The sequence below is a fragment of the Catenuloplanes atrovinosus genome (assembly GCF_031458235.1).
Classification (GTDB): domain Bacteria; phylum Actinomycetota; class Actinomycetes; order Mycobacteriales; family Micromonosporaceae; genus Catenuloplanes; species Catenuloplanes atrovinosus.
Genome location: NZ_JAVDYB010000001.1, coordinates 7,589,879 through 7,614,796, shown reverse-complemented (window position 1 = coordinate 7,614,796; position 24,918 = coordinate 7,589,879). Strand labels below are relative to the sequence as shown.

Below are 24,918 nucleotides of genomic sequence, written 5' to 3'. Positions count from 1 at the left end.
CCGGCCGGTCACGAACCGGGTGCCTACGGCGCCAGCCATGCGCCCAGCGCGGCCGCGGAAAGGCCCAAAGCCAGGTTCAATGCCAGATTGAGTACGCCACGCGCGCGCGGCGGCTCCCCGGCCAGCCGCACGGTGTCCGCCGCCAGCGTGGACCAGGTGGTGAGCGCGCCGCAGAAACCGCTCCCGGCCAGCGCGATCACCCATCCCGGCGCGCTGCCGTGCAGCAGGCCGAGCAGCAGCGAGCCGAGCACGTTCGCGGCCAGGATGCCCCACGGCAGCCGCCGGCCGAGGCGGGCGGCGGCGGCCGTGTCGAGCAGCAGCCGCGCCACGGCCCCGGCCGCGCCGCCGATCAGCACCAACCCCAATGTGGTCATGCCGACCCCGCGCGCCGGCGGCCCAGCCGGGCACCGAGCCAGGCGGCGCCGACCGAGCCGCCCACCGTGGCGAGCACGTACGCAGCGGCGGCGGGCGGCCGGTCCGCCAGGTCGAGCGTCTGCACCGTGAACGCGGAGAACGTGGTGAAGCCGCCGAGCACGCCCGTCGCCAGGAACGGCCGCAGCAGCGGGGACACCCCCGGCCGGTCCGCGATCCGCGCCAGGAGCACGCCGATGGCCAGGCACCCGATCACGTTGACCGCCACGGTCGTCCAGATCGCGGGCCAGGCGGCCGTCAGGGCGTACCGCGCGACCGCCCCGAGCGCGCCGCCGGCGGCCACCACCGCGATCACCGGCCGGCCGGGCCGATGGTCGCTCATCGCAGCATCTCCGGGACGACGGCGGGCCGGCCGGGACCCGGCGGGCGGATGCGGACGCGCGCGCGCAGCACCGGCACCCACAGCAGCAGCGCCGCCGGATAGAGCAGGTACCCGAAGCGGGTGGACGGCATCAGCAGGATCGCGACGAGCAGCCCGAACGCGCACACCGCGGCGGCCGTAGCGGCGCTGCGCGGCGGCCGGGACAGCAGCCGGAGCCCGATCGCGAGCCCGGCACAGAACAGCAGCGCTCCGGCGATGAACGACCCGCCCGGCAGCGTGCGCGCGATCAGGTAGCCGGGCAGGTGCGACCCGGCCGGGCTGCTGACCACGCCGTACCCGAGCGGGAACCACAGCACGTTCTCGACCATCGCGGACCCGGCGAACAGCCACTCCGGGAGCGCGGTGAGCAGCGGGATTCCGGCGGCGCCGGCGCAGAACAGGGTGGCGGGCCGGTATCCGCGCGCGGCGGCCAGCACCACCAGCACGATGACGACGGGCCAGGCGAACAGCTTGAGCGTGGCGGCCGCGCCGGCCGCGAGCCCGGCCGCGCCGAACCGGTGCGCCGCGACGCAGGCGAGCGCGAGCAGGCAGAGCGCGAGGACCGGCAGGTCGTCGCCGCCGGTGGCGAGCGTGAGCGCGCAGATCGGCAGCGCGGCGACGGCCTGCAGCGCGCGGATCGCCGGCGCGCGGGTGACCGCGACGCGCAGCGACCCGGCGGCGATGCGCGCGGCGGCCAGCACCGCGATCGTGGTGACCAGCGCGAACCAGATGCGCGCGTCGGTCCACCAGTGGACCCCGGCCAGCGCGCGGGGCAGGCCGAACAGCGACATGCCGGGCTGGTACGGCACGTACCCGAGCAGTCTCTCCGGCTCCGGGAGCCCGGCTATCGCGTCCGTGCCCAGGTACGGGCTGCCGGTGTGCAGCAGGCGGGCGCCGGCCTGCTCGACGACCAGCACCTCCTCCTGCGCGTGGGCGAGCTGCGGAGCATGGGCGGGGCCGGGGGCGCGCCGCCCGGCCAGCACGATCAGCGGCAGCACCGTGACGCCGGCGAACGCGGCGGCGGTGACGGCGGCGCGGTGCATCGGCCCGGCGTGGCGCGGGCGGAGCAGCTGTCCGGCCGTGAGCAGCGCGCACGCCGCGTACCCCCAGACCGCGATCAGGCCCCAGGAGCGGTGTGACGGCAGCGTCGACGCGACGGCGGTGACCAGCGCGAAGACGGTGGAGGCGCCGTACAGGACGAGGTCGAGCGCGAGCCCGCCGGCGTACCGATCGATCGCATGCCACCCGCGCGAAACCCGGGCGGCGGTGATCACGCTGGCAAGTGTGGCAGACGGCTGCCCGTGCGGCCGGTTCCCCGGCGGGTGGCGGAGAGCCGCACCACCGCGCCGGTGTCGTGCAGCGACGGCGCCAGGTGGCCGGGCCGGTCGCCGGAGCCGCGGTGCAGCGCGGCCAGCAGCGAGTCGACCGGCAACGCGCGGGCGAACAGGTGTCCCTGACCGGCGCCGCAGCCGAGCTCCCAGAGCGCCTTGCGCTGCGCCGGGCTCTCCACGCCCTCGGCCACGACCAGCAGGTCCAGGCTGCGCCCGAGCTCGACCGTGGCACGGACGACCGCGGCGGCCTCGGGCGAGCCGTCCATGGCGGACACGAACCGCCGGTCGATCTTGATCTCCTGGACCGGGATGCGCGGCACCGCGGCGAGCGAGCTGTACCCGGTGCCGAAGTCGTCCAGCGCGAGGCGCACGCCGGCGTCGCGCAGCTCGTGCAGCACCCGGTCGACCACGGCGAGCTGGCTGAGCGCGAGCGTCTCGGTCAGCTCCAGCACCAGCCGGTCCGCGGGCACGTCGTGGGTGGCCAGCCGCGCCGCGACCAGCGCCGGGAAGCCGGGGTCGAGCAGGCTGCGCGGCGACACGTTGACCGCGACCGGCAGGTCGAACCCGGCCTCGCGCAGCGTGCTCACCGCGCCGAGCGACTTCTCCAGCACCGTATCGGTGAACGCGGGCAGCAGCCCGGACCGCTCGACCGTCTCCAGGAACCGCAGCGGGTCGAGGTGACCGCGGACCGGGTGGTGCCAGCGGGACAGCGCCTCGGCCGCGACGACCTGGCCGGTGCCCAGGTCGAGGATCGGCTGGAAGTTGACCGCGAACTCCTCCTCCTCGACCGCACGGGTGAGGTCGCCGCCGAGCGCCAGCCGCGCGATGTCCGCGGTGTCCTTGACCCGGCTGTACGTCGCTATCCGCTCGCCGCCCCGCTTCGCCTGGTACATGGCGACGTCGGCGCGGCGCAGCAGCTCGGTCATGCCGCCGCGGCCGGGCGCGACCGAGATGCCGCCGCTGGCCTCGACGCGCAGCTGCATGCCCTCGGCCGTGAACGGGCGGTGCAGCGTGTCGAGCAGCACCTCGGCCCGGTGCACCGCGACCGCGGGCGCGGACAGGCCGCACAGCAGCACCGCGAACTCGTCGCCGCCGAGCCGGGCCACGATGTCGCCGGGGTGTGCCGCCGCCTCCAGCCGCCGGGCGACCTCGGTCAGCACCTCGTCCCCGGCGGTGTGCCCGAGCGTGTCGTTGACCTCCTTGAAGTGGTTGAGGTCGACCAGCAGCATCGCTGTGAGCCCGTCGTTGTGCGGCTCCTGCAGGTGGCGGGCGCCGCGGTCGAGCAGCGCGCGCCGGTTGAGCAGACCGGTGAGCTGGTCGTGGGTGGCCTCCTGGGCGTGCGAGGCGGCCACGCTCATCAGTTCCTGGTACGCCGTGGCGTTGCGGATCGCGGTGGACAGCGCGGACGCGAACGTGCGCAACGTGTACTGCTCGCGCTCGGAGAGCCGCACCTGTGAGTGGAACCGCAGCCGCAGCATGCCGATCTCGCCGCCGGCGCCGGACCCGGCCAGCGGCACCGCGAACACCTGCCGCTCCGGCTGGGGCGCGTCGCCGGGCGCGCCGTCGAAGACCACATGCTCGCCGCGCCCGCGCACCAGCCGGCCGCCGATCTCCACCTCGATCTCGTCCGCGGAGAACAGCGGCTCCGCGCGGACGACCGCGGTGTGCAGCACGCGGGCGAGCTCCACCTCGTTCAGCGCCTCGGTGACGGTGGCCAGCCGCTGCCAGGCCTTGCGCTCCTCACGGGTGCGCATGCGGTTGTCGTACAGCAGCTGGACGATCACGGCGACGGCCGCGACGATCAGCGTCCACGGCGGGTCGACGCGCCAGGTGGCGGCCGCCGCGAGCGCGACACCGATCTTGACGATCAGCGTGAGCGAGCGGATCGGCCAGTCGCCGAGCACGAGCTGGCGCAGCGTGCCGCCGGTGGCCAGCGCGAGCACCGGCATGGCGAGCAGGTCGTCCGCCACGACCAGGACCGCGCCGGCCACGACCAGCGCGACGAGCTGCTCCGCGATCGGTAGCCGGTCGCCGTGCGGCGGGCCGAAGATCAGCGTGGTGGCGCCCAGCGCGAGCGCGGCGGTGAGCACGGCCTTGGCGGTGTTGAACGCGATCTTGTCGGCCCGGATGCGCCGCCGGAACTTCGGCAGCGCGGTGCCGGCCGCCAGGCACAAGAGCGCCCAATGCGGTGGCAGAAACGCGATGGTCAAAAGAATGCCGGTCTCGGACCAGTTGTACGAGACGATCGCGCTCCGGATGCGGATCATCGAGGTGCCGACATCGAACGTAAAGGCGATCATCGCGGTGGCCACGAGCGGTAGCCACCATTCGCGAAGATCGGAATTTCGGAGAGCGGTCCAGGCCGCCCAGATCAATATCGGAACGGCCGCCAGCGTGAAAAGGCTGACCAGCTGCCGTAGCAGCTGGTCAGCCCGATGGCTGGTAGTCGCCTCGACCATGTGACGCCTCGTTCCAGGGGACCGTACCGGTCAGCCTACTGGGAACGTGTCCGCCGGCCTAGTTCTGGATCGGATTCCGGTTCAGAGCCACTCGGTGCCGCGCATTGTGGTCATCCCTTCGTCTCGACGGTGCGGTTTTGTATTTCAAGAAGTCTGTCGGCCGTTGTCTTTAAGGCCCCCAGTCAAACCCTGCTCGGTGTCTGACTGAGGACGACTCTAGATTCGACGCGAAAACTGCGAAAGATTGAAATGTCTCTCGTTTCGGTAAATGCTAAAGTAGACGCTATTGATTACTTAGAGAAACCGTTCGGCAACGGAATGCATTCATTTCGCGCTCGTCTCGTCGGTACCCATGAGGGGCGTGAATTCCCTGATCAGGGTAGGTGTCCCCGACAATTGACGGCAGATCACGAACGAGTGACAGTGTCGCAAATTCGAGTCGGGTGAACGCGTCCGGGCGCGTGGAAAGGCGGTCACGGCGCGCACCTGGGCAGCGCCACCAGCCGTGCTCATAAACTGCCCGAGTGAGCGATCCCCGAAACCTGACGCATGTCGATTCCAGCGGCGCCGCCCGCATGGTCGACGTGTCCGCGAAGTCGGTAACCACTCGTACCGCCGTGGCCGCCGGAGTGGTCCGCACCACACCCGAGGTGATCACGCTGCTGCGCCGCGACGGCCTGCCCAAGGGCGACGCGCTGGCGACCGCCCGGATCGCCGGCATCATGGGCGCCAAGCGCACGCCCGACCTGGTGCCGCTCTGCCACCCGATCGCGCTCACCGGCGTCACGCTCGACCTGGCGCCCGGCGAGTCCACCGTGGAGATCACCGCCACGGTCCGCACCACCGACCGCACCGGCGTGGAGATGGAGGCGCTGACCGCGGTCACGGTCGCCGGCCTCACGCTGATCGACATGATCAAGGCGGTCGACCCGGCCGCCGTCATCTCCGACGTCCGCGTACTCACCAAGACCGGCGGCAAGACCGGCGACTGGCAGCGACCCGAGGAGCGCCCGTGATCACCGCCCGCGTCATCGTCGCCTCCAACCGCGCCGCCGCCGGCGTCTACGCCGACACCAGCGGCCCGATCCTCGTCGCCGGCCTGCGCGACCTCGGCTGCGACGTCGGCGACCCGATCGTCGTCCCCGACGGCGAACCCGTCGCCGACGCCCTCCGCACCGCGGTGGCCGACGGCGTCTCCCTGGTCCTGACCAGCGGCGGCACCGGCATCACCCCCACCGACCGCACCCCCGACGTCACCCGCGCGATCCTCGACTACGAGATCCCCGGCATCGCCGAGGCCATCCGCGCTCACAGCCGCGACAAGGTCCCCGCCGCCGCGCTCTCCCGCGGCCTCGCCGGCGTCGCCACCCGCACCCTCATCGTCAACCTCCCCGGCTCCACCGGCGGCGCCCGCGACGGCCTCGCCGTCCTCACCCCCCTCCTCCCCCACGCCCTCGACCAACTCCGCGGCGGCGACCACTGACCTTCTTCCCTTTCCCACTCCCGGCGACCCGGGTCCCGCATGCTCCCGCGGGCACCGGTCGTCGCTGGCGCTCCTCCCTGCCGTTCCCGCACGCCAAGACCCCAGCCCGCTCGCCGTTCCGCACGCCGCGGCGCGTCCCGGGGGTGGCGACGCCCGCTCGGTCTCGCGCTCATGAAGACCTCCGGCCGCCGCGTGGCCTGGCCCGGGGGCGGCGAGACGTGGTGCCGTGGTCGGCGCCGCGCGGCACGGCACGGGGCGGGGAGGTGCGCGGGAGGGCGAGTGGGGCGGTAGCGGATAGGCTCGGTGCCGTGAGTGCAGAGACCGGGCCCGCGACGCCGATCGCCTGGGCCGAGGCGCAGCGGGTCGCGTTCGAGGCGGGCCGGGACGCGGTGACCGGTGCGGAGCGGGTCGGGCTGGCTGAGGCGGACGGCCGCACGCTGGCCGAGCCGCTGGTGACCCTCACCGACCTGCCGGCGTTTCCGACGTCCAGCATCGATGGGTACGCGGTGCGCGGCACCCCGCCCTGGCGGGTGCTCGGCCGCGTGCTGGCCGGTGCGGTCGCGCCGCCGCTGCCGGACGAGAGCGGCGTGGCGATGGAGGTCGCGACCGGCGCCATGGTCCCGGACGGCACCGAGGCGATCCTGCGCACCGAGGAGTCCACCACCACCCCGGACGGCCTGATCGAGGGCACGCCGCGCGCCGAGCCGGAGTGGCGCGTCCCGGGTGACGAGGCGGCCCGCGGCGAGGAACTCTTCCCGGCCGGCACGGCGGTCGACCCGGGCGTGATCGGCCTGGCGGCGCACTGCGGCTACGACGAGCTGCCGGTCCGGCGGCGCCCGCGCGGGGCGGTCCTGGTCTTCGGCGACGAGCTGCTGACCCAGGGCGTGCCCGGCGGCGGCCTGGTCCGGGACGCGCTCGGGCCCGCGCTCCCCTCCTGGCTGCGCCGGCTCGGCGCGACCGTCGACACCGGGGTCGTGCACGGCCCGGTCAAGGACACGCTGGAGGCGCACGTCGACGCGATCCGCGCGGCGCTGGACACGGCGGACCTGGTCTGCACCACCGGCGGCACCATGCGCGGCCCGGTCGACCACCTGCACCCCGCGCTCCGTGAGCTGGGCGGGGACTACCTGATCAATACGGTCGCGGTCCGGCCCGGCTTCCCGATGCTGGTCGCGCGGGTACCCGGGTCCGACGGCCGGGACCGCTTCCTGGCCGGCCTGCCCGGTAACCCGCAGTCCGCGATCGTGGCGCTGATGTCGCTGGTCGCGCCGCTGCTCGCGGGCCTCGCCGGTCGTGCGCGGCCGGAGCTGCCCCGGGTGACGCTGGGCGCCCCGATCCGCGGCCGGGGCACGGACACCCACCTGGCCCTGGTGCGGGTCGACCGCGACGGGATGGCCCGGCCGATGGCGCACGTCGGCTCCTCCATGCTGCGCGGCCTGGCCGGCGCGGCCGGCTTCGCCGTCATCCCACCCGGCGAGTCCGGCGAGCCCGGCGCCCGCGTCGACCTGGTACCGCTGCCCCTCCTGAACGGGGAACGCCGATGATCACCGTTACCGACCAGGTGCTCGACATCGCCGCGCACGAGGCCGCGGTCGCCGACGTGCGCGCCGGGGCCGTCGTCTCGTTCGCGGGCGTGGTCCGCGATCACGATCACGGCCGCTCCGTCGAGCTGCTGGAGTACGAGGCGCATCCCTCCGCCGAAGCGGTGCTGCGCGAGGTGGCGGCAGAGATCCTGGCCGACCCGGACGTGTACGCGGTCGCGGTCTCCCACCGCCACGGCCCCCTGAAGATCGGCGACGTCGCGCTGGCCGCGGCCGTGAGCACCGCGCACCGGGCGGCCGCGTTCGCCGCCTGCGCCCGCCTGGTCGACGAGGTGAAGGCCCGCATCCCGGTCTGGAAGCGCCAGGTCTTCACCGACGGCACCGACGAGTGGGTCAACTGCGCCTAGCCACCCGCAGCACCCACCGGCCATCACCCACCGACGCGCCCGAACGGGACGTATCAGGACACGACTCGTCCGAATGGGCCGTTCCCGGACGAGCCGTGCTGGACGAGCCGTGCCCGGGCGCGTGGTGCCCGGGCACGTGGTGCCGAGTTCGGTCGGGCGCGCAGCGCCCGAAATTTCCTGATATTAAGGCCGGGAGTCGGTCGTCCACTGTGACTATGTGAGCCGCAGGCACGTAATTCAGCCCGAATAACGTGCCTGCGGCTCACAAAGTGAGGTGATCAATCAGGCCGCATGGAGGTTCTGATCATCTTGAGCCGCACAACCGGAAGATGATCAGGCAAGCCCCCCGCCCCAACCCTCCAGGCGGGAAACGCCGGACGCGTCACCTGACCCGACCAGCGACGGCCGCCGCGTGTTCTCCCCAGCCACCCACCCAACCGGCTCCGACGCCGCGAGCGAAGCGGAGCGCCAGCGGAGTCGTAGCCCGCGGCGAGGTTTGCCCGCGGGAGCATGCGGGCCGGACCACGCCGGGAGTGGGAAGATCGGGGTCCGAGGCCGTCTTCGGGGTTGACGCAGTGTCCGCGGGAGCGTGCGGGTCGGACCACGCTGCCCGGGGGGAGTTGGTCCCCGGGGCAGCGGAGCGTTCGCAGACCGGACCACGCCGGGGAGCGGAAAGATCGAAAATCTTTACAGCGGTTGGGTACGCAGGTAGCGGGCGAAGTGCGGGACCGTGAAGGCGACCGTGCCGCGTTCGCCCGAGTAGATCAGGCCCTTCTTGATCAGGGCGTCGCGCGCCGGTGACAGGCTGGCCGGTCGGCGGCCCAGGGCGCGGGCGATGTCCGAGGTCGGCACCGCCGTGTCAAGGCTGTCGTCGTCCGGTGAGAGCGAGGCCATCGCGCGCATGTAGTCGCGTTCCGCGGGGGTGGCGCGGTCAAAGCGGGAGCCGAAGAAGCCCACGGCCAGTTCCGCCTCGGCCTCGGGGGCGGCGACGCGCACGTCCTCGGCGGTGATCGGGGTGCGTGGGGCGTGGTCCCAGGTGGCCTTGCCGTAGGCCTGGACGAAGTAGGGGTAGCCGCCGGACTTCTCGTAGAGCAGGTCGAGCGCCTTCTGCTCGTATTCGACCTGCTCGCGGAGCGCGGGTGCGTTGAGCGCCTGGTCGGCGGCGATCCGGTCGAGCCGGTCGATGCGCTGGTAGCGGAAGAGGCGCTCGGAGTAGGACTTCGCGGCGGAGAGGACGGCGGGCAGGTGCGGCAGGCCGGCCCCGACCACGATGAGCGGGCCGCCGAGCTGGGAGAGTTCGTGGCAGGCGGCGCAGAGCGCGGAGATGTCGGCCGCGTTCAGGTCCTGCATCTCGTCGATGAAGATCGCGATGCCGGTGCCGACGTCGGTGGCGATCGAGGCGGCGTCCGTGAAGAGCTCGACCAGGTCGATCTCGATGTCGCCGGAGTCGGCGCGGCCTCGGGTGGCGGGCACGTCGATGCCGGGCTGCCAGCGCTCGCGGAGCTTGGCGCCGTCGTCGTTGGAGCGCAGCGCGAAGGCCTTGAGCACGCCGAGGAAGTCGTCGATGCGGTCCGGCGCGCGGTGCCGGCCGGCCAGCTCGCGGACGGCCATGTGCAGCGCGGCGGAGACCGGGCGGCGAAGCGACGTGTCCGGGCGGGCCTCGATCTTGCCGGTGCCCCAGAGTCGGCCGATCGCCTGCGAGCGAAGGCTGTTGAGCAGCACGGTCTTGCCGACGCCGCGGAGTCCGGTGAGGACCAGGCTCCGCTCGGGGCGGCCGCGGGCGATCCGCTCCAGCACCACCTCGAACGCCTCCACCTCGCGGTCCCGGCCGGCGAGCTCGGGCGGGCGCTGGCCGGCGCCGGGGGCGTAGGGGTTCCGGATCGGATCCACGTATCGCACCGTATCGGGGTGTCTAGGGCAGAGGCTAGACCCTGATAGATGTCTCGATACGGCGTCTGACAAAGAATAAGGCCGTCTAGCGATATCGCTAGACGGCCTTATAAATGGCTATCAGGAGGTACGCGGCGTCTCGGTCAGCGTCTTCAGGCACAGCACGTAGTCACCCACGCCGCCGACCGCGGTCGAGGTGTACATGTACCAGGAGTCGGCGCCCTCGATGTCCTTGCACGCCTCCTCGCCGTCGTCCGTGAACGGGATCCGGATCAGGACCTCCATGGTGTCCTTGGCGCAGGGCACCTTGCGGATCGACGCGTTGTCGTCCGTGCCGTCGTTGACGATGCAGTCGCCGACCTGGACGTTCTCCGCCTCGTCGTCGCCGCCGGTCTCGGTCGGGGTCGGGAACGGGTCCTCGGTCGGGAACGTCGGCACCGTGGTCGGCACGTTCGTCAGCGCGTCCTCGATCGTGTCGCTGGCCTGCCGCGCCGCGAAGAAGACGCCACCGCAGATCAGCAGCGCGAAGACGGCCACCGCGCCGACGATGATGCCGACGACCTTGCCGGCACCGCTCTTCTGCTGCGGCGGGGGCGCCCAGCCGCCCTGCAGCTGCGGGCCGGGCGGGGGCAGGGGCGCGCCGTAGCCCTGCACCGGCGGCTGCTGCGCCATGTTCGGGTCGCCGTACGGCGCCGCGTAGGGAGCCTGCGGCGTCTCGCCGTAGCCGGGCGTCCCGTAACCGGGCTGGCCGGAGACGGGTGCGCCGTAACCGGGCTGGCCGGACACGGGTGCACCGTAACCGGGCTGGCCGGAGACGGGCGCGCCGTAACCGGGCTGGCCGGAGACCGGGGCGCCGTAGTTCGGCTGGCCGGAGACCGGAGGGGTGGCGAAGTTCGGCCCGCCGGAGGTGGGGTACGGCGGGGGCGGGGGTATGTCGCCCTGCGCACCCTGCGGCGGCGTGCCGTAGGACGGGGGACCGTACGGCGCCGGCGGCGGGTACTGACCGGCGGGGTTATTGGGGTCGTACTCCGGGTGCTGGCCGGGACCGGGGGGTGGTCCGTAGCTAGACATCGGCTCTCCTAGGTTGTTCTTCTGCGCACCGAGGAAGCCTCACCAAGGTCCCCGCTGCTGGGGACCCTACCGCTGCTTCAGGCAAAGGACGAAGTCAAGGGAATCAAGCTGACTGTTGAAGAAGTACCAGTTTGTGTACCCCTCGACGGCCTCGCACTTCTTTTTCGCGTCGTCCTCACCGGTGGCCGGTGCGTCGAAGCGGGCGAGCACCTCGTACACGCTCTTGCCGTCGCAGTCGGCGATCTTCATCACCGGCTTGCGCTCGTCGCCGACGTTCTCGACGCACTCGCCCTTCTTGACGTCGCGTGCGTCGCTGACCGCGGCGGCCGAGCCCGAGGGGTCCGGGGTGGCGCCACCGGTGGTCGGCGCCGGGGTGCCGGAGCCGGCCGGCTGCGGCGTCGGGTCGTCGGTGGCCGAGTTGTCGATGTCTTCGCGTGACTGGTTCAGCAGGTAGAACGCGGTGCCACCGCCGGCCAGCACGAGCAGGACCAGGACGCCGATCAGGATCATCATCCCGCCGCCACCCTTGCGCGCCGGCGGCAGCGGCTGTGGGGTGGGCTGCACGGGCGGCGCCGGGGACCAGCCACCGGGCGCGGCCTCGGCGGGACGCTGCGCGTAGCCGGTGCCGGTGACGTCGTAACCGCCGCCGTACCCCTGCTGCTGGTCGTAGCCGCCCCGCCCGTACCCCGGCTGCTGGTCGTAACCGGTGGCGAAGTTGCCGCCGTCGCCGTTCTCGTCCCGGCCCCAGTCGCCCCATGGATCGGACGGCTCGGTGTACGGCTCCTCCTGGGGGTCCCGGCCGCGTCCGGGATACGGCCCGCCGGGCGGTCCGTAGTTCGACATGGCACTGCCTCCTACCGAGCTTCTGCGTCAGCTACCTGCGGGTCGGGCCGCCGGCCCGGCGACCTGTGTCACCGTAGCCGGGGCATGCCCCTCCCCCACCTCCCGGAAGTGTGCCAGTGTCGGCAACCCGTGTCGTGATCAGGCGGGCTACGATCAGCGCGGTGTCCGTCTCACTCGTCGTCATCACGGCAGCGCTCGGCGCGATCATCGGAATCCTGACGCCGCGGGTGGCCTGGCGACTCTCCGTGGAGTACGGCGAACCACCCCGGTCGGCCTGCGGGGACTGCGGACACCCGATCGATTCGTGGGTACGCGTCCGCGTGTCCTGCCCGGGCTGCGGCCGCCGGCTGGGCCCTCGCCCGTGGCTGACGACCGTGGTCGGCGCCGCCACGTTCGCGCTGCTCGGCTGGGCGTTCGGCCCCGACCCGGCGCTGCCCGGATACCTCGCGGTCGCCGCGGTCGGCGTGCTGCTCGCGTTCGTCGACCTGGCCGTGCTGCGGCTGCCGGACCCGCTGGTCGGCGCCGCGGGCGTGCTCGGCGGCGGCGTGCTGCTGTTGATCTCGCTGCTCGACTGGTCCTTCGCGCCGCTGCTCCGGGCGCTGCTCGGCGCGCTCGTCCTCTTCGGTGTGTACCTGGTGATCGCGCTGATCCCGGGCGCGAACCTGGGCTTCGGCGACGTCAAGCTCTCCGCCGTGCTCGGCCTGATGCTGGGCTGGCTCGGCTGGCCGGCCGTGGTGCTCGGCCTGCTCCTCCCGCACCTGCTCAACGGGCCGGTGGCGCTGGTCCTGCTGCTCACCGGCCGGGCCGGGCGCGGCACGGATCTGCCGCTCGGCCCGGCGCTGCTGGCGGGCACGCTGGTCGCCGTCGTGATCGCCCGGCACGGGCTGCCACTGTTCGGCTGAGATCACCATATGCACTGGTCAGTACGCTCGGATGATCGGCTGATGTCGATAGTCCGAGCGGTGATAAATCGCCGCTCGGCTATCGGTTATCCGACATCGCCGGTACGAGTGGCCGGCCATCGTGCAAATCGGAAGTTCCACCCATCCACGGGTGTTGATATGTCTCATTCGCTCGGTTTGGCGTAGGCCGAACGGCCCATCCCATGTCGGCTGCGGATGTCATCCCATCGACATCCGGCCTCCACGCTGGCCATTCCATCGGCCCGCTCACCTGACTAGTCATGGTGGAGGCGGCGGGCAGAGTCGTTACTCGGCCGGTCCACGGCCACCCAGCTCAGCCGAGCCGGTCGCCGGCTCGACCCCTCGGCGCGCACCCGGCACGGCCTGCCGGGCGCGCCACGACAGGCCCGACCCGAAGACCAAGGGGAGAAGAATGCTGAACCTCTACCTGCGGGCGGCGGTGCTAGTCGCCGACCGGCTGAACGCGTCACGACGGGACCGCGGTGCGACCGCGGTCGAGTACGCACTGATCATCGCGGGCGTCGCGGCCGTGCTCGCCGTCCTGGTGTTCGCCCTCGAGAGCCTGCTGAGCGACATGTTCCGGGACACCTGTACCAGCATCGCCACGCCGGACGCCCCGGCGCCGGCCGAGTGCGCGCCGTAAGCGAGTGACCTCACGGCCCGTACGGGGGCGGGTCGTGAGGTCCGCACACGCCGAGTGGGAACGAGACGGAAGGCAGTCATGCGGCTCAGGGGGAGGCGTGCCGATCGGGGCGCCACGGCGGTGGAGACCGCGCTCGTCCTCCCGCTGCTGTTGATGGTCGTGTTCGCCATGATCGATTTCGGCCGGATGCTGAACGCGCAGATCAAGGTCACCGAGGCGGCCCGGGAGGGCGCACGCGCGCTCACGCTGGTCGACGAGGAGGAGGCCGACGCGGTCGCCGGTACGGTGATGGGCGGCCCACCCGGCACGGATCTCGAGCCCGGCCTCTGGATCGCCGTCCCGGACGGTGACTGCACCGTCGGCGGCACCCACGAGGCGACGTACGAGGTGGCGTACGGCTTCGAGTTCGTCACGCCGCTCACCATGCTGGCCGGCATGGCCGTGGACACCCCCCTGCGGCTGGCTGCCAAGGCGGTCATGCCATGCCGCGCCTGACCGGATGGCGATCGCGCCGGAGGGACCGCGGCGCGGTCGCCATCCTCGTCGCCATGCTGTTCGCCAGCGGCACGGTCTCCGCACTGGGCGCGCTGACCGTGGACGTGGGGCTGATCTACGCGGAGCGGGCGCAGCTCCAGACCGCCGCGGACGCGGCCGCCATCGCGGTGGCCAAGGTGTGCGCGCTGCGCCGGGCCCAGTGCAACGCGCCCGACATGCTGGACGAGGCCCGGCGGTACGCCGGGGACAACGTGAAGGACGCCGCGGTCGAGATCAGCGCGGTCTGCGGCGCCGTGCGGATCGACGTCCCGCTGTCCCGCCCCGGGCCGATCCACTCGTGTCCCGCTCCGGCGGGCAACCTGACCCGCTGCCTGGGCAGCGCGTCCGCCACCGGCGAGTACATCGAGGTACGCGTGCGGACCGAGCGTCCCGGCGGCAGCACCGCGCTCCCGCCGGCCTTCGCCGGTGCGCTGACCGCCACCGACGGCGTCACGGTGGGCGCGTGCGCGCGCGCCACCTGGCAGGCGGTCAGCACGGTGACCGGCGGGCTGCCGGTGGTCATGTCGGACTGCGTGGTGCGCAAGACGCTCGACGACCACGGCCGGCAACCGGCCCCGACGGGCGGCGGACATCTGGCCGACGTCGACGCGGAGGTCAAGCTGCCGTTCCGCTCGATCAGCCCGGGGTCGCCCGCGTACGGCTACTGCCGGAGCCCGGGCTGGCCACGTCGCAGCAACGCGACGGACGGCTTCGCCGGCGAGGTGCTCGGTGCGGACCCCGCGCCGTGCAGTGAGTCGTTCACGGTCGGGGGCGTCCACGCGCTCCAGGGCGGCGGCGGTGACGCCGACCGGTTCTGGGGCGAGTCCCGCCGGCGGCCGAAGCCGCGGGGCTGCTTCCCACGCCTGAACGAACTGGTCGAGAGCAAGACCCCGGTGCCGGTGGCCGTCTACCGGCCGGACCGCACCGGCCGGGCGTACGTCGAGAGCGTGCGCGGTTTCGTGGTCACCGGGTGGTACCGGATGGGCTGGCCGGACCGCAAGCCGGCCCGGCCGGGCCCGGACGACCGGTGGAACATGCGATCGACGCTGACCGGGCAGACCCGCTGCGCGCCCACCGGGGGCTTCACGAGCTCCTGTCTCTTCGGCTACTTCACCGACGACCCGGCGGGCGGCGGCGCGGCCGGCCCCTCCTCGATCCGAATCATCGGCTGACGATCAAGAAACGGACCGTCCTTCATGTCTCGTCGTATCCTCGCCGTCTTCCTGGCGATCGTCCTGGCCGTGCTCGGCACCGCGGCGGTGCTCTACTACGTGAACCGGGCCGACGACCGGGCGGTCGACGACGTCAGCGCTATCGAGGTGCTGGTCGCCCAGCAGCGCATCGCGACCGGCACCACCGGCACCGTGATCCGTGACCGGCAGCTCGCGGTCGCCACCCGCATGCCGGCCGCCAGCCTGCCCGAGGGCGCGGTCACCTCGATCACGCCCGAGCTGGAGAAACAGCTGGTCACGTCCACGCTGCAACCGGGCCAGTTGCTGCTGCGCAGCATGTTCGCGAACGCGACGGAGACGTCCAGCGGCCTGGCCATCCCGAGCGACAAGGTGGCGGTCAGCTTCGAGGCCTCGATGGCGCAGCAGGTGGCCGGGTACGTGCGGCCGGGCGCGCACGTGGCGCTGTTCGCGTCGTACACCGCGACCGCGAACGGCAGCAAGGCGATCGGCGGTGAGGGCGTGCGCGGCACCGCGGTGCTGCTGCCCCGGATCGAGGTGATCGCGGTCGGCGAGTACGGCACCGGCGAGACCACGATCACGCCGCAGGACGGCGCGCCGGACGCGAAGCCGACCACGCTGGTCACGGTGGCCGCGTCCACGGTGGAGGCCGCAAAGATCATCACGGCGGCGAACGCGGGCGCGATCTATCTGGCGCTGCTCACCGAGGAGTCGGACGTGCAGGCCGGCGTCGGCGTCGACGACAACAACGTGTTCGGGTGAGGTCGCCGTGACCATCCTGTACGAGCCGTCCCGCCAGGCCGCCCAGCACTTCGGCATGCTGGTCGGCGGCGTGGTACGCACCGCCGCCAGCCTCGACGAGGTCTACGCCCTGCTCAATGAGGACCCGGACGAGCAACTGGTGCTGATGGGGCCGAACACGCCGCTGCCCGAGGCGGTGAGCCTGGCCGCCCGCCAGCGCCTGGCCCGGCCGTCGCTCGGCGTGGTGCTGCTGCGCCACCAGCTCGAGGTGAACGTGCTGGCCGAGGCGATCCGCTCCGGTGTGCGCGAGGTCGCGGACGTCAACGACCCGACGAACATCCTCGCCGCGTGCGCGCGCTCGCAGGACCTGTCCCGCCGCATGCACGGCGGTCTGCACGCGAAGACCTCGGACCGGGCCGACGCGGTGGACGGCAAGGTGATCACGGTTTACGCGGCCAAGGGCGGCTGCGGCAAGACCATGCTGGCGGCGAACCTGGCGGTGGCGCTGGCCGGCAGTGGCGAGAAGCGGGTCTGCCTGATCGACCTGGACCTGACGCTCGGCGACGTGGCGCTGATGCTGCAGCTCTCGCCGGAGCGCACCATCGCGGACGTGGTGCCGGTGGCGGACCGGATCGACGAGACCGGCCTGCGCACCATGGTCACCAACTACTGCCCCGGCGTGGACGTGCTGCTCGCCCCGGTGGTGCCGACGATCGCCGAGCAGATCAGCCGGGACCTGGTGAGCGAGGTGCTCTACCTGGCCCGCGGCATGTACGACTACGTGGTGGTGGACAGCCCGCCGGTCTTCAACGACCACGTGCTGGCCGCGCTCGACTCCTCGCACCAGTACCTGCTGGTCGCGACGCCCGCGGTGACCGCGATCAAGAACCTGCGAATCCTGCTCGACACGTTCGACGTGCTCGACTACCGCAAGGAGAACCGGCTGGTGGTCCTGAACCGGGCGGACGCGCGGCTGGGCGTGACGCCGGCCGACATCGAGCGCGTGCTGCGGATTCCGCTCACCACGCAGATTCCGGCCAGCCGCGACGTCTCGATCTCCATCAACCGGGGCGTGCCGATCGTGCTCGACTCGCCGGCGCACCCGGTCAGCGAGGCGATCCGCGACCTGGCCGCGCACCGGATCGGCGCCGGTGTCGCCACCCCCAAGGGCCTGAGGTCCATGCTGTCCCGCCGCGGAAAGAGGTGAGATCCGCCATGTCCGAGCGGTTCAGTCCAGATGAGAGCGAAGTGGAGGCGGCATGACCGACCAGCAGAACCGGAGTCGTGGACGCCGCCCGGACGACATCCCGCGCACCGGCAGCGGCTTCTCCGCCGCGGAGATCCTGGCGTTGAACGAGGACTCGCCCTACCCGGCCACCGCGATCCCGGTGACCGCGGTGCCGAGCGCGAACTTCCCGCTCAGCGGCGCCTCCGCGCCCACCTCGGGCGGCGGTGCGTTCGGCCGGCGCAACGTGCGCCGTGCGTACGACCCGCTCGCCGAGGTGCGCCGCCGCGCCCACGGCGCGCTGCTGGAGCAGCTCGGGCCGCAGATGTACGAGGCCGGCGCGGACGAGGAGGAGCTGGAGCGCCGCGTCCGCGAGGCGCTGCCCGGCCTGCTCGCCAAGGAGGACCAGCTCACCGCCGGTGACCGGGGGGTGGCGTTCCGGCAGGTGATCGACGAGATCGTCGGGCACGGCCCGATCGAGCCGCTGCTGCGCGACCCGGACATCACGGAGATCATGGTCAACTCCTGGGACCGGATCTACGTGGAGCGGTTCGGCCGCATCCAGTCGGTGGAGACCGCGTTCCTGGACGAGTGGCACCTGCGCCGCGTCATCGACAAGATCGTCTCCCGGGTGGGCCGGCGGGTGGACGAGTCCAGCCCGATGGTCGACGCCCGGCTCCCGGACGGCAGCCGCGTCAACGCGGTCATCCCGCCGGTCACGCTGGACGGCGCCGCGATGACGATCCGGAAGTTCGCCGCCAATCCGTACGGTGTGGAGGATCTGATCGCGTTCGGCACGCTGAACCCGTCGGTGGCGTCGTTGCTGTCCGCGTGCATCCAGGGCCGGCTCGACGTGCTGATCACCGGCGGCACCGGCACCGGCAAGACCACGCTGCTCAACGTGCTCTCCCAGATGCTGCCGCCGCACGAGCGCATCATCACCATCGAGGACGCGGCCGAGCTGCGGCTGGCCCAGGACCACGTGGTCCGGATGGAGTACCGGCCGCCGAACATCGAGGGTCGCGGCGAGGTGACCATCCGTGACCTGGTGCGTAACGCGCTCCGCATGCGCCCGGACCGGATCGTGGTCGGCGAGGTCCGCGACGGCGCCGCGCTCGACATGCTCCAGGCCATGAACACCGGTCACGACGGCTCGCTCACCACGGTGCACGCGAACTCGCCGCGCGACTCGCTGTCCCGCCTGGAGACCATGGTGCTGATGGCCGGCATGGACCTGCCGGTGCGCGCGATCCGGGAGCAGATCGCGTCCGCGGTGGACGTGATCGTGCACCTCAGCCGCCTGCGCGACGGCACCCGGCGGATCACGCACGTCACCGAGGTGCTGGGCCTGGAGGGCGACGTGATCACGACGCAGGACATCTTCCTGTTCGACTTCAAGTCCGGCACCGACGCGTACGGCCGCTACCAGGGCGAGCTGCGCCCGACCGGCGTCCGGCCGCGCTTCCTGGACAAGCTGGCCGACTCCGGCATCGACGCCTCGCCGCACAACGTGGGCCTCCAGGACGTGCTGCAATGATCGAGACGGGTACGCCGGCGTTCCGGATCGCGATGGCGGTGCTGGTGTTCCTGGCGCTGCTGGCGATCTTCCTGCTCATCTTCTCGCCGATGTTCGGCCTGGTGGAGCGGCGCCGCCGGATGGCGCAGGTGGAGGAGCTGGCGACCGCGGGCCGCGCCGACCGGTCCGCCGCGTCCCGGTCCGCGTCCCCGTTCGCCCGGGTCGCGGTCTCCGCCGCCGAGCAGGTGGTGCGCACCCGCGGCTGGGAGGAGCGGATGTCCCGGCAGCTCGACCGGGCTGGCCTGAAGCTGCGGCCGAGCGAGTGGCTGCTGGTCCGGATCGGCGTCGCGCTCGGGCTCGCGGTCGTCCTCACGCTGCTGCTCGGCCCGCTCGGCTTTCCGCTCGGCGCGGTCCTCGGCGTGCTGGCCACCGCGCTGTTCCACCGGCACCTCGCGGGCCGCCGCGACGACCGGTTCGCCGCCGCGCTGCCGGACGCGATCCAGATGGTGATCGGTTCGCTGCGCTCCGGATTCTCGCTCCAGCAGGCGCTGGACGCCATGGTCCGTGAGTCGGTCGACCCGCTGGCCGGCGAGTTCAGCCGCGCGCTGGCGGAGGCCCGGCTCGGCATGGAGTTGGAGGAGGCGCTGGACCGGGTCGCGAAGCGCATGAACAACAAGGACCTGGCCTGGACCGTCATCGCGATCCGGGTGCAGCGCGAGGTCGGTGGCAACCTGGCCGAGGTGCTGAGCACCACGATCAGCACCATCCGCGAGCGCGAGTTGCTGCGCGGCCACGTCCGCGCGCTCTCCGCGGAGGGCCGGCTCTCCGCCTGGGTGCTGCTCGCGCTGCCGATCGTGCTCGGCGCGTTCATGTTCCTGACCCGCCGGGAGTACGTGGCACCGCTGCTCACCGACCCGCGCGGCATCCTGCTGCTGCTCGCCGGCGTGGTGCTGGTCGTGCTCGGCGGCTTCTGGCTCACCCGCGTCGTCCGGGTCGAGGTCTGAGGTGGCCGTGGACCTGATCGTGCTCGGCGCCGGGCTCACCGTCATCTTCGCGGCGCTGCTCATCCTGTTCCTGGCGCTGGTCGTGGGCGACACCGGCCGTCGCGGGCTGGCCCGCGCGCTCGCCGACATCAACGCGGTGTACGCGCCGGGCGCCGCGCACGGCCGCCGTACCGCGCTGTCGACCGCGCCGTACGGCCGCAACGCGCTCGGCCGCGCCGTCACGCTGCTGGCCAGCCGGCTCACCCCGGACGCGGCCGCGGGCTGGCTGCAGCGCGCGCTCGACCACGCCGGCAACCCGCCGAACTGGCCGCCGGCCCGCATCCTCGAAGCACAGGGCTGGGGCGTCGTCGTGGGCGTACCCGCCGGTGCGCTTCTGGGTCTCGGGCTCGTGGCGGCCCGCGACCTCTCCGCGATCGGTACGCCGGTGCTGTGCGCGCTGGCCGGTGGCCTGATCGGGCTGTGCGGGCCCTACCTGCTGGTGCTCAACGCGGCGCAGCGCCGTCAGGAGCGGCTGCTGGACACGCTGCCGGACACGCTGGACATGCTGACGCTGTGCGTCGAGGCCGGTCTCGGGTTCGACGCCGCGCTGATGCAGGTGGCGGCCGGGATCGAGGGCCCGCTCAGCGGCGAGTTGGCCCGTGCGCTGCAGGAGATGCAGATGGGCAAGCGCCGTGCGGAGGCGCTGCGCGCGCTGGCCGACCGCACCACCATCCCGGAGCTGCGCAACGCCATGATGTCCATCGTGCAGGCCACCGAGCTGGGCATCCCGGTCGCGTCGGTACTGCGCGAGCAGTCGCGCGAGATGCGGGTCAAGCGCCGGCAGCGCGCCGAGGAGCGCGCCCGCAAGGTACCGATCAAGATCCTGTTCCCGCTGGTGTTCTGCCTGTTCCCGGCGCTGTTCGTGGTCATTCTGGGCCCGGGCGTACTGCGGATCATCGATACCTTCACCAACTAGCGTTGTATGTCTTTGGTCGGATGTGTCCGGCGGCGCGCCGGCCCAGAATCGATCCATGGATGCCTTCATCATCGTCGCGGTCCTGGCCGCTCTGTTCCTGCTCCTGGTCATCTGGTGGATCGGCCGCCACCGCCGCACCGGCGTGGCCCTCGACGACCGGCGCCACTCGTCGTCCTGGATCTTCGGCGCCTCCGCGTTCGGCGACTCCGGGAACTCGAACTCCGACGGCGGCGGCTGGGGCGGCTCCGACGGCGGCGGTTGGGGTGGCGGCTCCGACGGCGGCGGCTCGGGCGGTTACTGACCGGCCAGCAAACCGCGGTCCGTCGCCGCGATCACGGCTTGCTCGCGTCCGGTCACGCCCAGCTTGTCGTAGATCCGGGCCAGGTACGTCTTCACGGTCGACTCGCTCAGGCCCAGCGCGGTCGCGATCTGCGGCACGGTCAGGCCCTCGCGCAGCAGGTTGAGCACCTCGCGCTCGCGCGGGCTGACCACGGTGGCGGAGTGCCGCCGCCGGCTGAGCGCACCGGCCAGGTCGGGTGCGGTGAACGAGCTCGGCGCCGCCGCCGCGTGCCGGACCGCGGCCAGTATCGCGCCCAGTTCCTCGGTCCGCGGCAGGAACGCGGAGATCCCCGCCTCCAGCGCGCGCAGCAGCAGGTCGTCGTCGCGCGCGGCCAGCAGCACGATGCCCAGCGCCGGGTGGCTGCGCCGGACCTCGGCACCCCAGGTGAGGCCGTTGCCGTCGGTCAGGTCGAGGTCGAGGAGCACCACGTCCGGCCGCTGCGCGCCGAGCAGCGCCAGCGCCTCCGCGCCGGACGCGGCGGCGCCGACCAGCCGCAGGTCGGGCGCACCCTCGAACGCCGCCGCGATCCCCACCCGGGTCAGCGTGGCGCCGGACGCGGAGACGACGGTGACGGCCATGGGCGGAGTCTGGTCGCTCCGCCGGGGTTTGGCGGTCGGCTACCCGACACCGTGCCGTTCGGCCACTCGAGATCGACCCGAGCGGCTAGAGCAGGCGTAGCTGACGGTCCTTCGGTTTGCGCGGTTCGGCGGCACCGAGCCGCTCGAACAGCCCGGCGTCGATGTCGGACAGGAACGGCGTCGGCACACTGTCCCGCTCCGCACCGTACCGGAAGCGTCGCGCGGCGTGACTCAGGTAGAGCCGGTCCTGGGCGCGGGTGAGGCCCACGAAGAACAGCCGCCGCTCCTCGTCGACGTCCTCGGACGACGGTCGCTCACCCGGGAACCGCATCGGCAGCAGCCCGTCCTCGCAGCCGGCCAGGAACACCACCGGGAACTCCAGGCCCTTCGCGGCGTGCAGCGTCAGCAGCGTGACCGCCTCCGCGCGCGGGTCCAGCGTGTCCACCTCCGCGCCCAGCGCGATCTCGCCCAGGAAGCGCTGCACGTCGTCGCCGCAGCGCAGCGCCAGCGGCTTCAGCATCTCCACCGCGGTCCAGATGTCGGCCGGCTCGACCGTGGCGGCGGCGTCCAGCGTGGGCGTCGCGTACCGCTCGGCCAGCACCTGCCCGGTCAGCCGCACCCGGGCCGCGACCGAGCCGCCCAGCCCGTCCTGGTGCCGCAGCTCGCGCGCGATCGCGGCGACGCCGGCGCGGTCCCGCAGCCGGTTGTGCGAGCGCTTCTGCACCGGGACGCCGGCCCGGTGCAGCGCGTCCAGGATCGGCCCGGACTGCGCGTCGGTACGGTAGAGCACCGCGATGTCCGAGAACGAGATGTTCGACGTGTGCCCGTCCGCCCGGCCCGCGTCCATCGACCGGTGCGACACGCCCCCGACCAGCTCGTCCACGGTCCGCGCGACGAACTCCGCCTCCTCGCCCGCGGACCCGGCCGCGAACCGCCCGACCAGCGGCGCCTCCGGGTCCAGCCGCGCCGGGTCCAGCCGCCGGCCGCGCACCAGCGAGGCGGGCGCGATCGACTGCACGGCCGCGGCCAGGATCGGCGCGGACGAGCGGTAGTTGCGGGTCAGCCGTACCGTGCGGGCGTCCGTGAAGTCCTGCGCGAAGCGCAGGAAGTAGCCGACGTCCGCGCCACGGAACGAGTAGATCGCCTGGTCCGGGTCGCCGATCGCGCACAGGTTGCCGTCCGGCGGGCTGAGCAGGCGCAGCAGGTCGTACTGCACCGCGTCCACGTCCTGGTACTCGTCGACGAAGATCCACCGCCAGCGCGCGCGGTACTCCTCGACCAGCGCCTTCGACTCGCTCAGCAGCGCGACCGGCAGCGTGACCAACTCGTCCAGGTCGACCAGGCCGTCCGCGCGCAGCAGCTTGGCGTACGCGGCGTCGTCCTCCCCGGCCTCGGCCCGCGCGGCGGCGCGCTCCGCGTCGTCCGCGATCCGGAAGTCCGCCGGCAGCCCGGCCGCGGTCGCGTTCTCCCGGAGGATCTGCAGGCCCAGCGAGTGGAACGTGGAGACCGTGACGTCCTCCGCGACCGGGCCGAGCAGCCCGTCCAGCCGCTCGCGCATCTCCTCGGCGGCGCGCCGGGTGAACGTGATCGCCAGGCACTGCTCCGGAAACACGTTGAGCTCCGCGCACAGGTACGCGATCCGGTGGGTCAGCGTGCGGGTCTTGCCGGTGCCCGGGCCGGCCACGATCAGCAGCGGGCCGGACGGCGCGGACGCGGCCACCCGCTGCATCGCGTCCAGCCGGTCCAGCAGCCCGGTGCCGACCTCCTCCATGCCGGAGAGCATCGGCTCGAACGGCTCGTGCGGCGACGGCGGCGGCGCGATCGGCGGCGGCGCGGTCCGCGGCGTGGCCTGCGGCTTCTTCTGCGGGACCGAGGCGACGCCACGGGCCGGGCGCGGGCGGGCCGCCGTGTCGCCGGAGCCGGCCGGGCTCGACGCCGTGACCAGCAGCGGCGTGGTCGGGTCCGCGGCGGGTTCGGGTGCGGGGGCGGCCTTCTTCGCGGCCTTCGCCGGAGTTTTCCGGGCCGGCACCCGCTGCTGCGGCACCGGGAGGTCGAACAGCGTGTCCGCCTGCGCTGCGCCGCCCGAGGAGCCCAGCTCACCGGGCTCGAACAGCTTGATGATCCCGTACTCCCCGTCGTACCCCGGGATTCTGTGCACCTGACCGCGGCGCAGCCGCGCGATCGCCTCGCCGATCAGCTCGCCGCCGGCCGCGGTCACGTCCGCCACCGGGACCGTGGTCAGGATGTCCAGTTCGGAGCCGAGCGCCGCGATCAGCGAGTGCAGCTGCCCCTCCACGGTCTTCGACCGGGCGCCCACCGCGTTGATCTCACCCAGGATCTCGGCCAGTGGCACCAGGTGCGTGACCCGCTTGGCGTTCGGCCGCGCGACGTCCGGCGCGCGGTCGGCCAGATCCTCGACCCGGCTCAGCACGCCGATCGTCAGACCCTTGCCACATTCCGGGCATATGCCGCCAGCCTCGCGGGACCGGGACGGCTCCCAGTTGATCCCGCAGTTCCGGTGCCCGTCCGCGTGGTACTTGCCCTCCTCCGGGAAGAACTCGATCGTCCCGGCGAGCCCGTCGCCGGTGCGCAGCGCCTCCCGGACCGAGTAGTAGTCCAGCGCGGAGGAGAGCACGGTCGCCTCGCGGGCCAGCGCCGGCGGCGAGTGCGCGTCCGAGTTCGAGACCAGTTGGTACGCGTCGAGGCTGCTCACCCGCCCGTTCATCGCCGGGTCCGAGGAGAGCCCGGTCTCCACCGCGAAGATGTGCGGCGCGAGATCGGCGTAGCAGTCCGCGATCGCGTCGAAGCCGGACTTCGAGCCCAGCGCGGAGAACCACGGCGTCCAGATGTGCGCCGGCACCAGGTAGCCGTCCGGGCTCGCCTCCAGCACGATCTCCAGCAGGTCGCGCGAGTCCAGCCCGAGGATCGGCCGCCCGTCCGAGCCGAGGTTGCCGATCCGGCCCAGCGCGGCGTTGAACCGGGCCGCCGCGTCCAGGTCCGGCATGTAGATCAGGTGGTGGACCTTGCGCGTACGGTCGCCCCGCTTGTAGATCGTCGAGATCTCCACCGAGAGCATGTAGCGCATCGGACTCGCCTCGGCCGCGCTCGACAGTCGCGGCGGCAGGCGCCGGGCGATGTCCGCCTCGACGTCCGGCGCGAGCCGATAGAGGCCGGGCTCCGCGGGCTTCAGCGTCTCACGAAGGTGGTCGAACCATGCGGGGTGCGTGAAGTCACCCGTGCCGAGCAGCGCCACGCCCTTGCGCCGGGCCCACCACGCCAGGTTCGGCATGTTGAGATCACGACTGCAGGCGCGCGAGTACTTGGAGTGGATGTGCAGGTCCGCCACGAACGTGGGCGTGGCCGTGGTGCCGTCGAAGGGTGTCGCGCTCAACGGGGGCACGCTGCATCCTGCCACGCGCCGCCGGCCGTCCGCGCGGCGCCACGCCCGGAA

General features: G+C 72.8%; 23 protein-coding genes. 14 read left to right on the top strand and 9 right to left on the bottom strand.

Going from position 1 to position 24,918, the window contains the following annotated elements; translation table 11 throughout:
* Positions 1 to 23: 23 nt before the first annotated feature.
* Genes J2S41_RS33910 through J2S41_RS33895 form a run of 4 tightly spaced genes read right to left on the bottom strand, consistent with a single transcriptional unit; the run spans position 24 to position 4,583 of the window.
* Positions 24 to 374 (bottom strand): fluoride efflux transporter FluC, encoded by a 351-nt coding sequence (locus J2S41_RS33910; RefSeq protein ID WP_310374142.1) that lies wholly within the window; start codon positions 372 to 374, stop codon positions 24 to 26.
* Positions 371 to 754 carry a fluoride efflux transporter FluC gene (locus tag J2S41_RS33905; RefSeq protein ID WP_310374141.1) on the bottom strand — a complete coding sequence of 128 codons (384 nt, stop codon included), beginning with the start codon at positions 752 to 754 and terminating at the stop codon, positions 371 to 373. The genes J2S41_RS33910 and J2S41_RS33905 overlap by 4 nt, the downstream gene beginning before the upstream one ends.
* Positions 751 to 2,067 carry a glycosyltransferase 87 family protein gene (locus tag J2S41_RS33900; RefSeq protein WP_310374139.1) on the bottom strand — a complete coding sequence of 439 codons (1,317 nt, stop codon included), beginning with the start codon at positions 2,065 to 2,067 and terminating at the stop codon, positions 751 to 753. Before J2S41_RS33900 ends, J2S41_RS33905 begins: the two co-directional genes overlap by 4 nt.
* Positions 2,064 to 4,583 carry a putative bifunctional diguanylate cyclase/phosphodiesterase gene (locus J2S41_RS33895; protein ID WP_374728199.1) on the bottom strand — a complete coding sequence of 840 codons (2,520 nt, stop codon included), beginning with the start codon at positions 4,581 to 4,583 and terminating at the stop codon, positions 2,064 to 2,066. Before J2S41_RS33895 ends, J2S41_RS33900 begins: the two co-directional genes overlap by 4 nt.
* A 524-nt stretch (positions 4,584 to 5,107) precedes the next feature.
* Between J2S41_RS33895 and moaC the strand changes: the two genes are divergently transcribed.
* The 4 genes from moaC to J2S41_RS33875 all read left to right on the top strand — a co-directional run bounded on the left by moaC (position 5,108) and on the right by J2S41_RS33875 (position 8,014).
* Positions 5,108 to 5,599, top strand: a complete 492-nt coding sequence (moaC, locus tag J2S41_RS33890; protein ID WP_310374135.1) for a cyclic pyranopterin monophosphate synthase MoaC — start codon at positions 5,108 to 5,110, stop codon at positions 5,597 to 5,599.
* Positions 5,596 to 6,066 (top strand): MogA/MoaB family molybdenum cofactor biosynthesis protein, encoded by a 471-nt coding sequence (locus J2S41_RS33885; protein WP_310374133.1) that lies wholly within the window; start codon positions 5,596 to 5,598, stop codon positions 6,064 to 6,066. Before moaC ends, J2S41_RS33885 begins: the two co-directional genes overlap by 4 nt.
* Positions 6,067 to 6,374: 308 nt before the next feature.
* Complete coding sequence (locus J2S41_RS33880) at positions 6,375 to 7,610, top strand: molybdopterin molybdotransferase MoeA (protein ID WP_374728198.1); 1,236 nt, start codon at positions 6,375 to 6,377, stop codon at positions 7,608 to 7,610.
* The gene (locus tag J2S41_RS33875) at positions 7,607 to 8,014 is read left to right on the top strand and encodes a molybdenum cofactor biosynthesis protein MoaE (protein WP_310374131.1); all 408 of its coding nucleotides are present in this window, start codon (positions 7,607 to 7,609) and stop codon (positions 8,012 to 8,014) included. The genes J2S41_RS33880 and J2S41_RS33875 overlap by 4 nt, the downstream gene beginning before the upstream one ends.
* Before the next feature lie 687 nt (positions 8,015 to 8,701).
* Here J2S41_RS33875 and J2S41_RS33870 read toward each other — a convergent pair.
* The 3 genes from J2S41_RS33870 to J2S41_RS33860 form a co-directional block, all read right to left on the bottom strand.
* Entirely contained in the window at positions 8,702 to 9,904 is a 1,203-nt protein-coding gene (locus J2S41_RS33870) for a DUF8462 domain-containing protein (protein ID WP_310374128.1), read from the bottom strand.
* Positions 9,905 to 10,024: 120 nt separating this feature from the next.
* Positions 10,025 to 10,975 carry an LppU/SCO3897 family protein gene (locus J2S41_RS33865; protein WP_310374126.1) on the bottom strand — a complete coding sequence of 317 codons (951 nt, stop codon included), beginning with the start codon at positions 10,973 to 10,975 and terminating at the stop codon, positions 10,025 to 10,027.
* Between the two features lie 66 nt (positions 10,976 to 11,041).
* Complete coding sequence (locus tag J2S41_RS33860) at positions 11,042 to 11,818, bottom strand: LppU/SCO3897 family protein (RefSeq protein WP_310374124.1); 777 nt, start codon at positions 11,816 to 11,818, stop codon at positions 11,042 to 11,044.
* Between the two features lie 161 nt (positions 11,819 to 11,979).
* On the opposite strand from J2S41_RS33860, the gene J2S41_RS33855 reads away from it, so the two are divergent.
* The 10 genes from J2S41_RS33855 to J2S41_RS33810 all read left to right on the top strand — a co-directional run bounded on the left by J2S41_RS33855 (position 11,980) and on the right by J2S41_RS33810 (position 20,850).
* On the top strand, positions 11,980 to 12,720 hold the full coding sequence (locus tag J2S41_RS33855; protein WP_310374122.1) for a prepilin peptidase: 741 nt from the start codon (positions 11,980 to 11,982) through the stop codon (positions 12,718 to 12,720).
* Positions 12,721 to 13,153: 433 nt separating this feature from the next.
* Complete coding sequence (locus tag J2S41_RS33850) at positions 13,154 to 13,384, top strand: Flp family type IVb pilin (RefSeq protein WP_310374121.1); 231 nt, start codon at positions 13,154 to 13,156, stop codon at positions 13,382 to 13,384.
* A gap of 78 nt (positions 13,385 to 13,462) precedes the next feature.
* Positions 13,463 to 13,879 carry a TadE/TadG family type IV pilus assembly protein gene (locus tag J2S41_RS33845; protein WP_310374119.1) on the top strand — a complete coding sequence of 139 codons (417 nt, stop codon included), beginning with the start codon at positions 13,463 to 13,465 and terminating at the stop codon, positions 13,877 to 13,879.
* The gene (locus tag J2S41_RS33840; protein ID WP_310374117.1) at positions 13,867 to 15,090 is read left to right on the top strand and encodes a pilus assembly protein TadG-related protein; all 1,224 of its coding nucleotides are present in this window, start codon (positions 13,867 to 13,869) and stop codon (positions 15,088 to 15,090) included. The genes J2S41_RS33845 and J2S41_RS33840 overlap by 13 nt, the downstream gene beginning before the upstream one ends.
* A 24-nt stretch (positions 15,091 to 15,114) precedes the next feature.
* Positions 15,115 to 15,870, top strand: a complete 756-nt coding sequence (gene cpaB, locus J2S41_RS33835; protein ID WP_310374115.1) for a Flp pilus assembly protein CpaB — start codon at positions 15,115 to 15,117, stop codon at positions 15,868 to 15,870.
* A gap of 7 nt (positions 15,871 to 15,877) precedes the next feature.
* On the top strand, positions 15,878 to 17,056 hold the full coding sequence (locus tag J2S41_RS33830) for a CpaE/TadZ family protein (RefSeq protein WP_310374114.1): 1,179 nt from the start codon (positions 15,878 to 15,880) through the stop codon (positions 17,054 to 17,056).
* A 52-nt stretch (positions 17,057 to 17,108) separates the two neighbouring features.
* A complete protein-coding gene (locus tag J2S41_RS33825; protein ID WP_310374112.1) occupies positions 17,109 to 18,611 on the top strand; it encodes a TadA family conjugal transfer-associated ATPase in 1,503 nt (500 codons plus the stop codon).
* A complete protein-coding gene (locus J2S41_RS33820; RefSeq protein WP_310374110.1) occupies positions 18,608 to 19,594 on the top strand; it encodes a type II secretion system F family protein in 987 nt (328 codons plus the stop codon). Before J2S41_RS33825 ends, J2S41_RS33820 begins: the two co-directional genes overlap by 4 nt.
* Position 19,595: 1 nt before the next feature.
* The gene (locus tag J2S41_RS33815) at positions 19,596 to 20,549 is read left to right on the top strand and encodes a type II secretion system F family protein (protein WP_310374108.1); all 954 of its coding nucleotides are present in this window, start codon (positions 19,596 to 19,598) and stop codon (positions 20,547 to 20,549) included.
* Between the two features lie 55 nt (positions 20,550 to 20,604).
* On the top strand, positions 20,605 to 20,850 hold the full coding sequence (locus J2S41_RS33810) for a hypothetical protein (RefSeq protein WP_310374106.1): 246 nt from the start codon (positions 20,605 to 20,607) through the stop codon (positions 20,848 to 20,850).
* Here the strand turns inward: J2S41_RS33810 and J2S41_RS33805 are convergent.
* Both J2S41_RS33805 and J2S41_RS33800 read right to left on the bottom strand, forming a co-directional pair.
* Positions 20,844 to 21,467, bottom strand: coding sequence for a response regulator transcription factor (locus J2S41_RS33805; protein WP_310374104.1), 624 nt, complete (start codon positions 21,465 to 21,467; stop codon positions 20,844 to 20,846). The genes J2S41_RS33810 and J2S41_RS33805 overlap by 7 nt on opposite strands.
* A gap of 85 nt (positions 21,468 to 21,552) precedes the next feature.
* On the bottom strand, positions 21,553 to 24,867 hold the full coding sequence (locus J2S41_RS33800; RefSeq protein WP_310374102.1) for a UvrD-helicase domain-containing protein: 3,315 nt from the start codon (positions 24,865 to 24,867) through the stop codon (positions 21,553 to 21,555).
* Between the last annotated feature and the right edge of the window lie 51 nt (positions 24,868 to 24,918).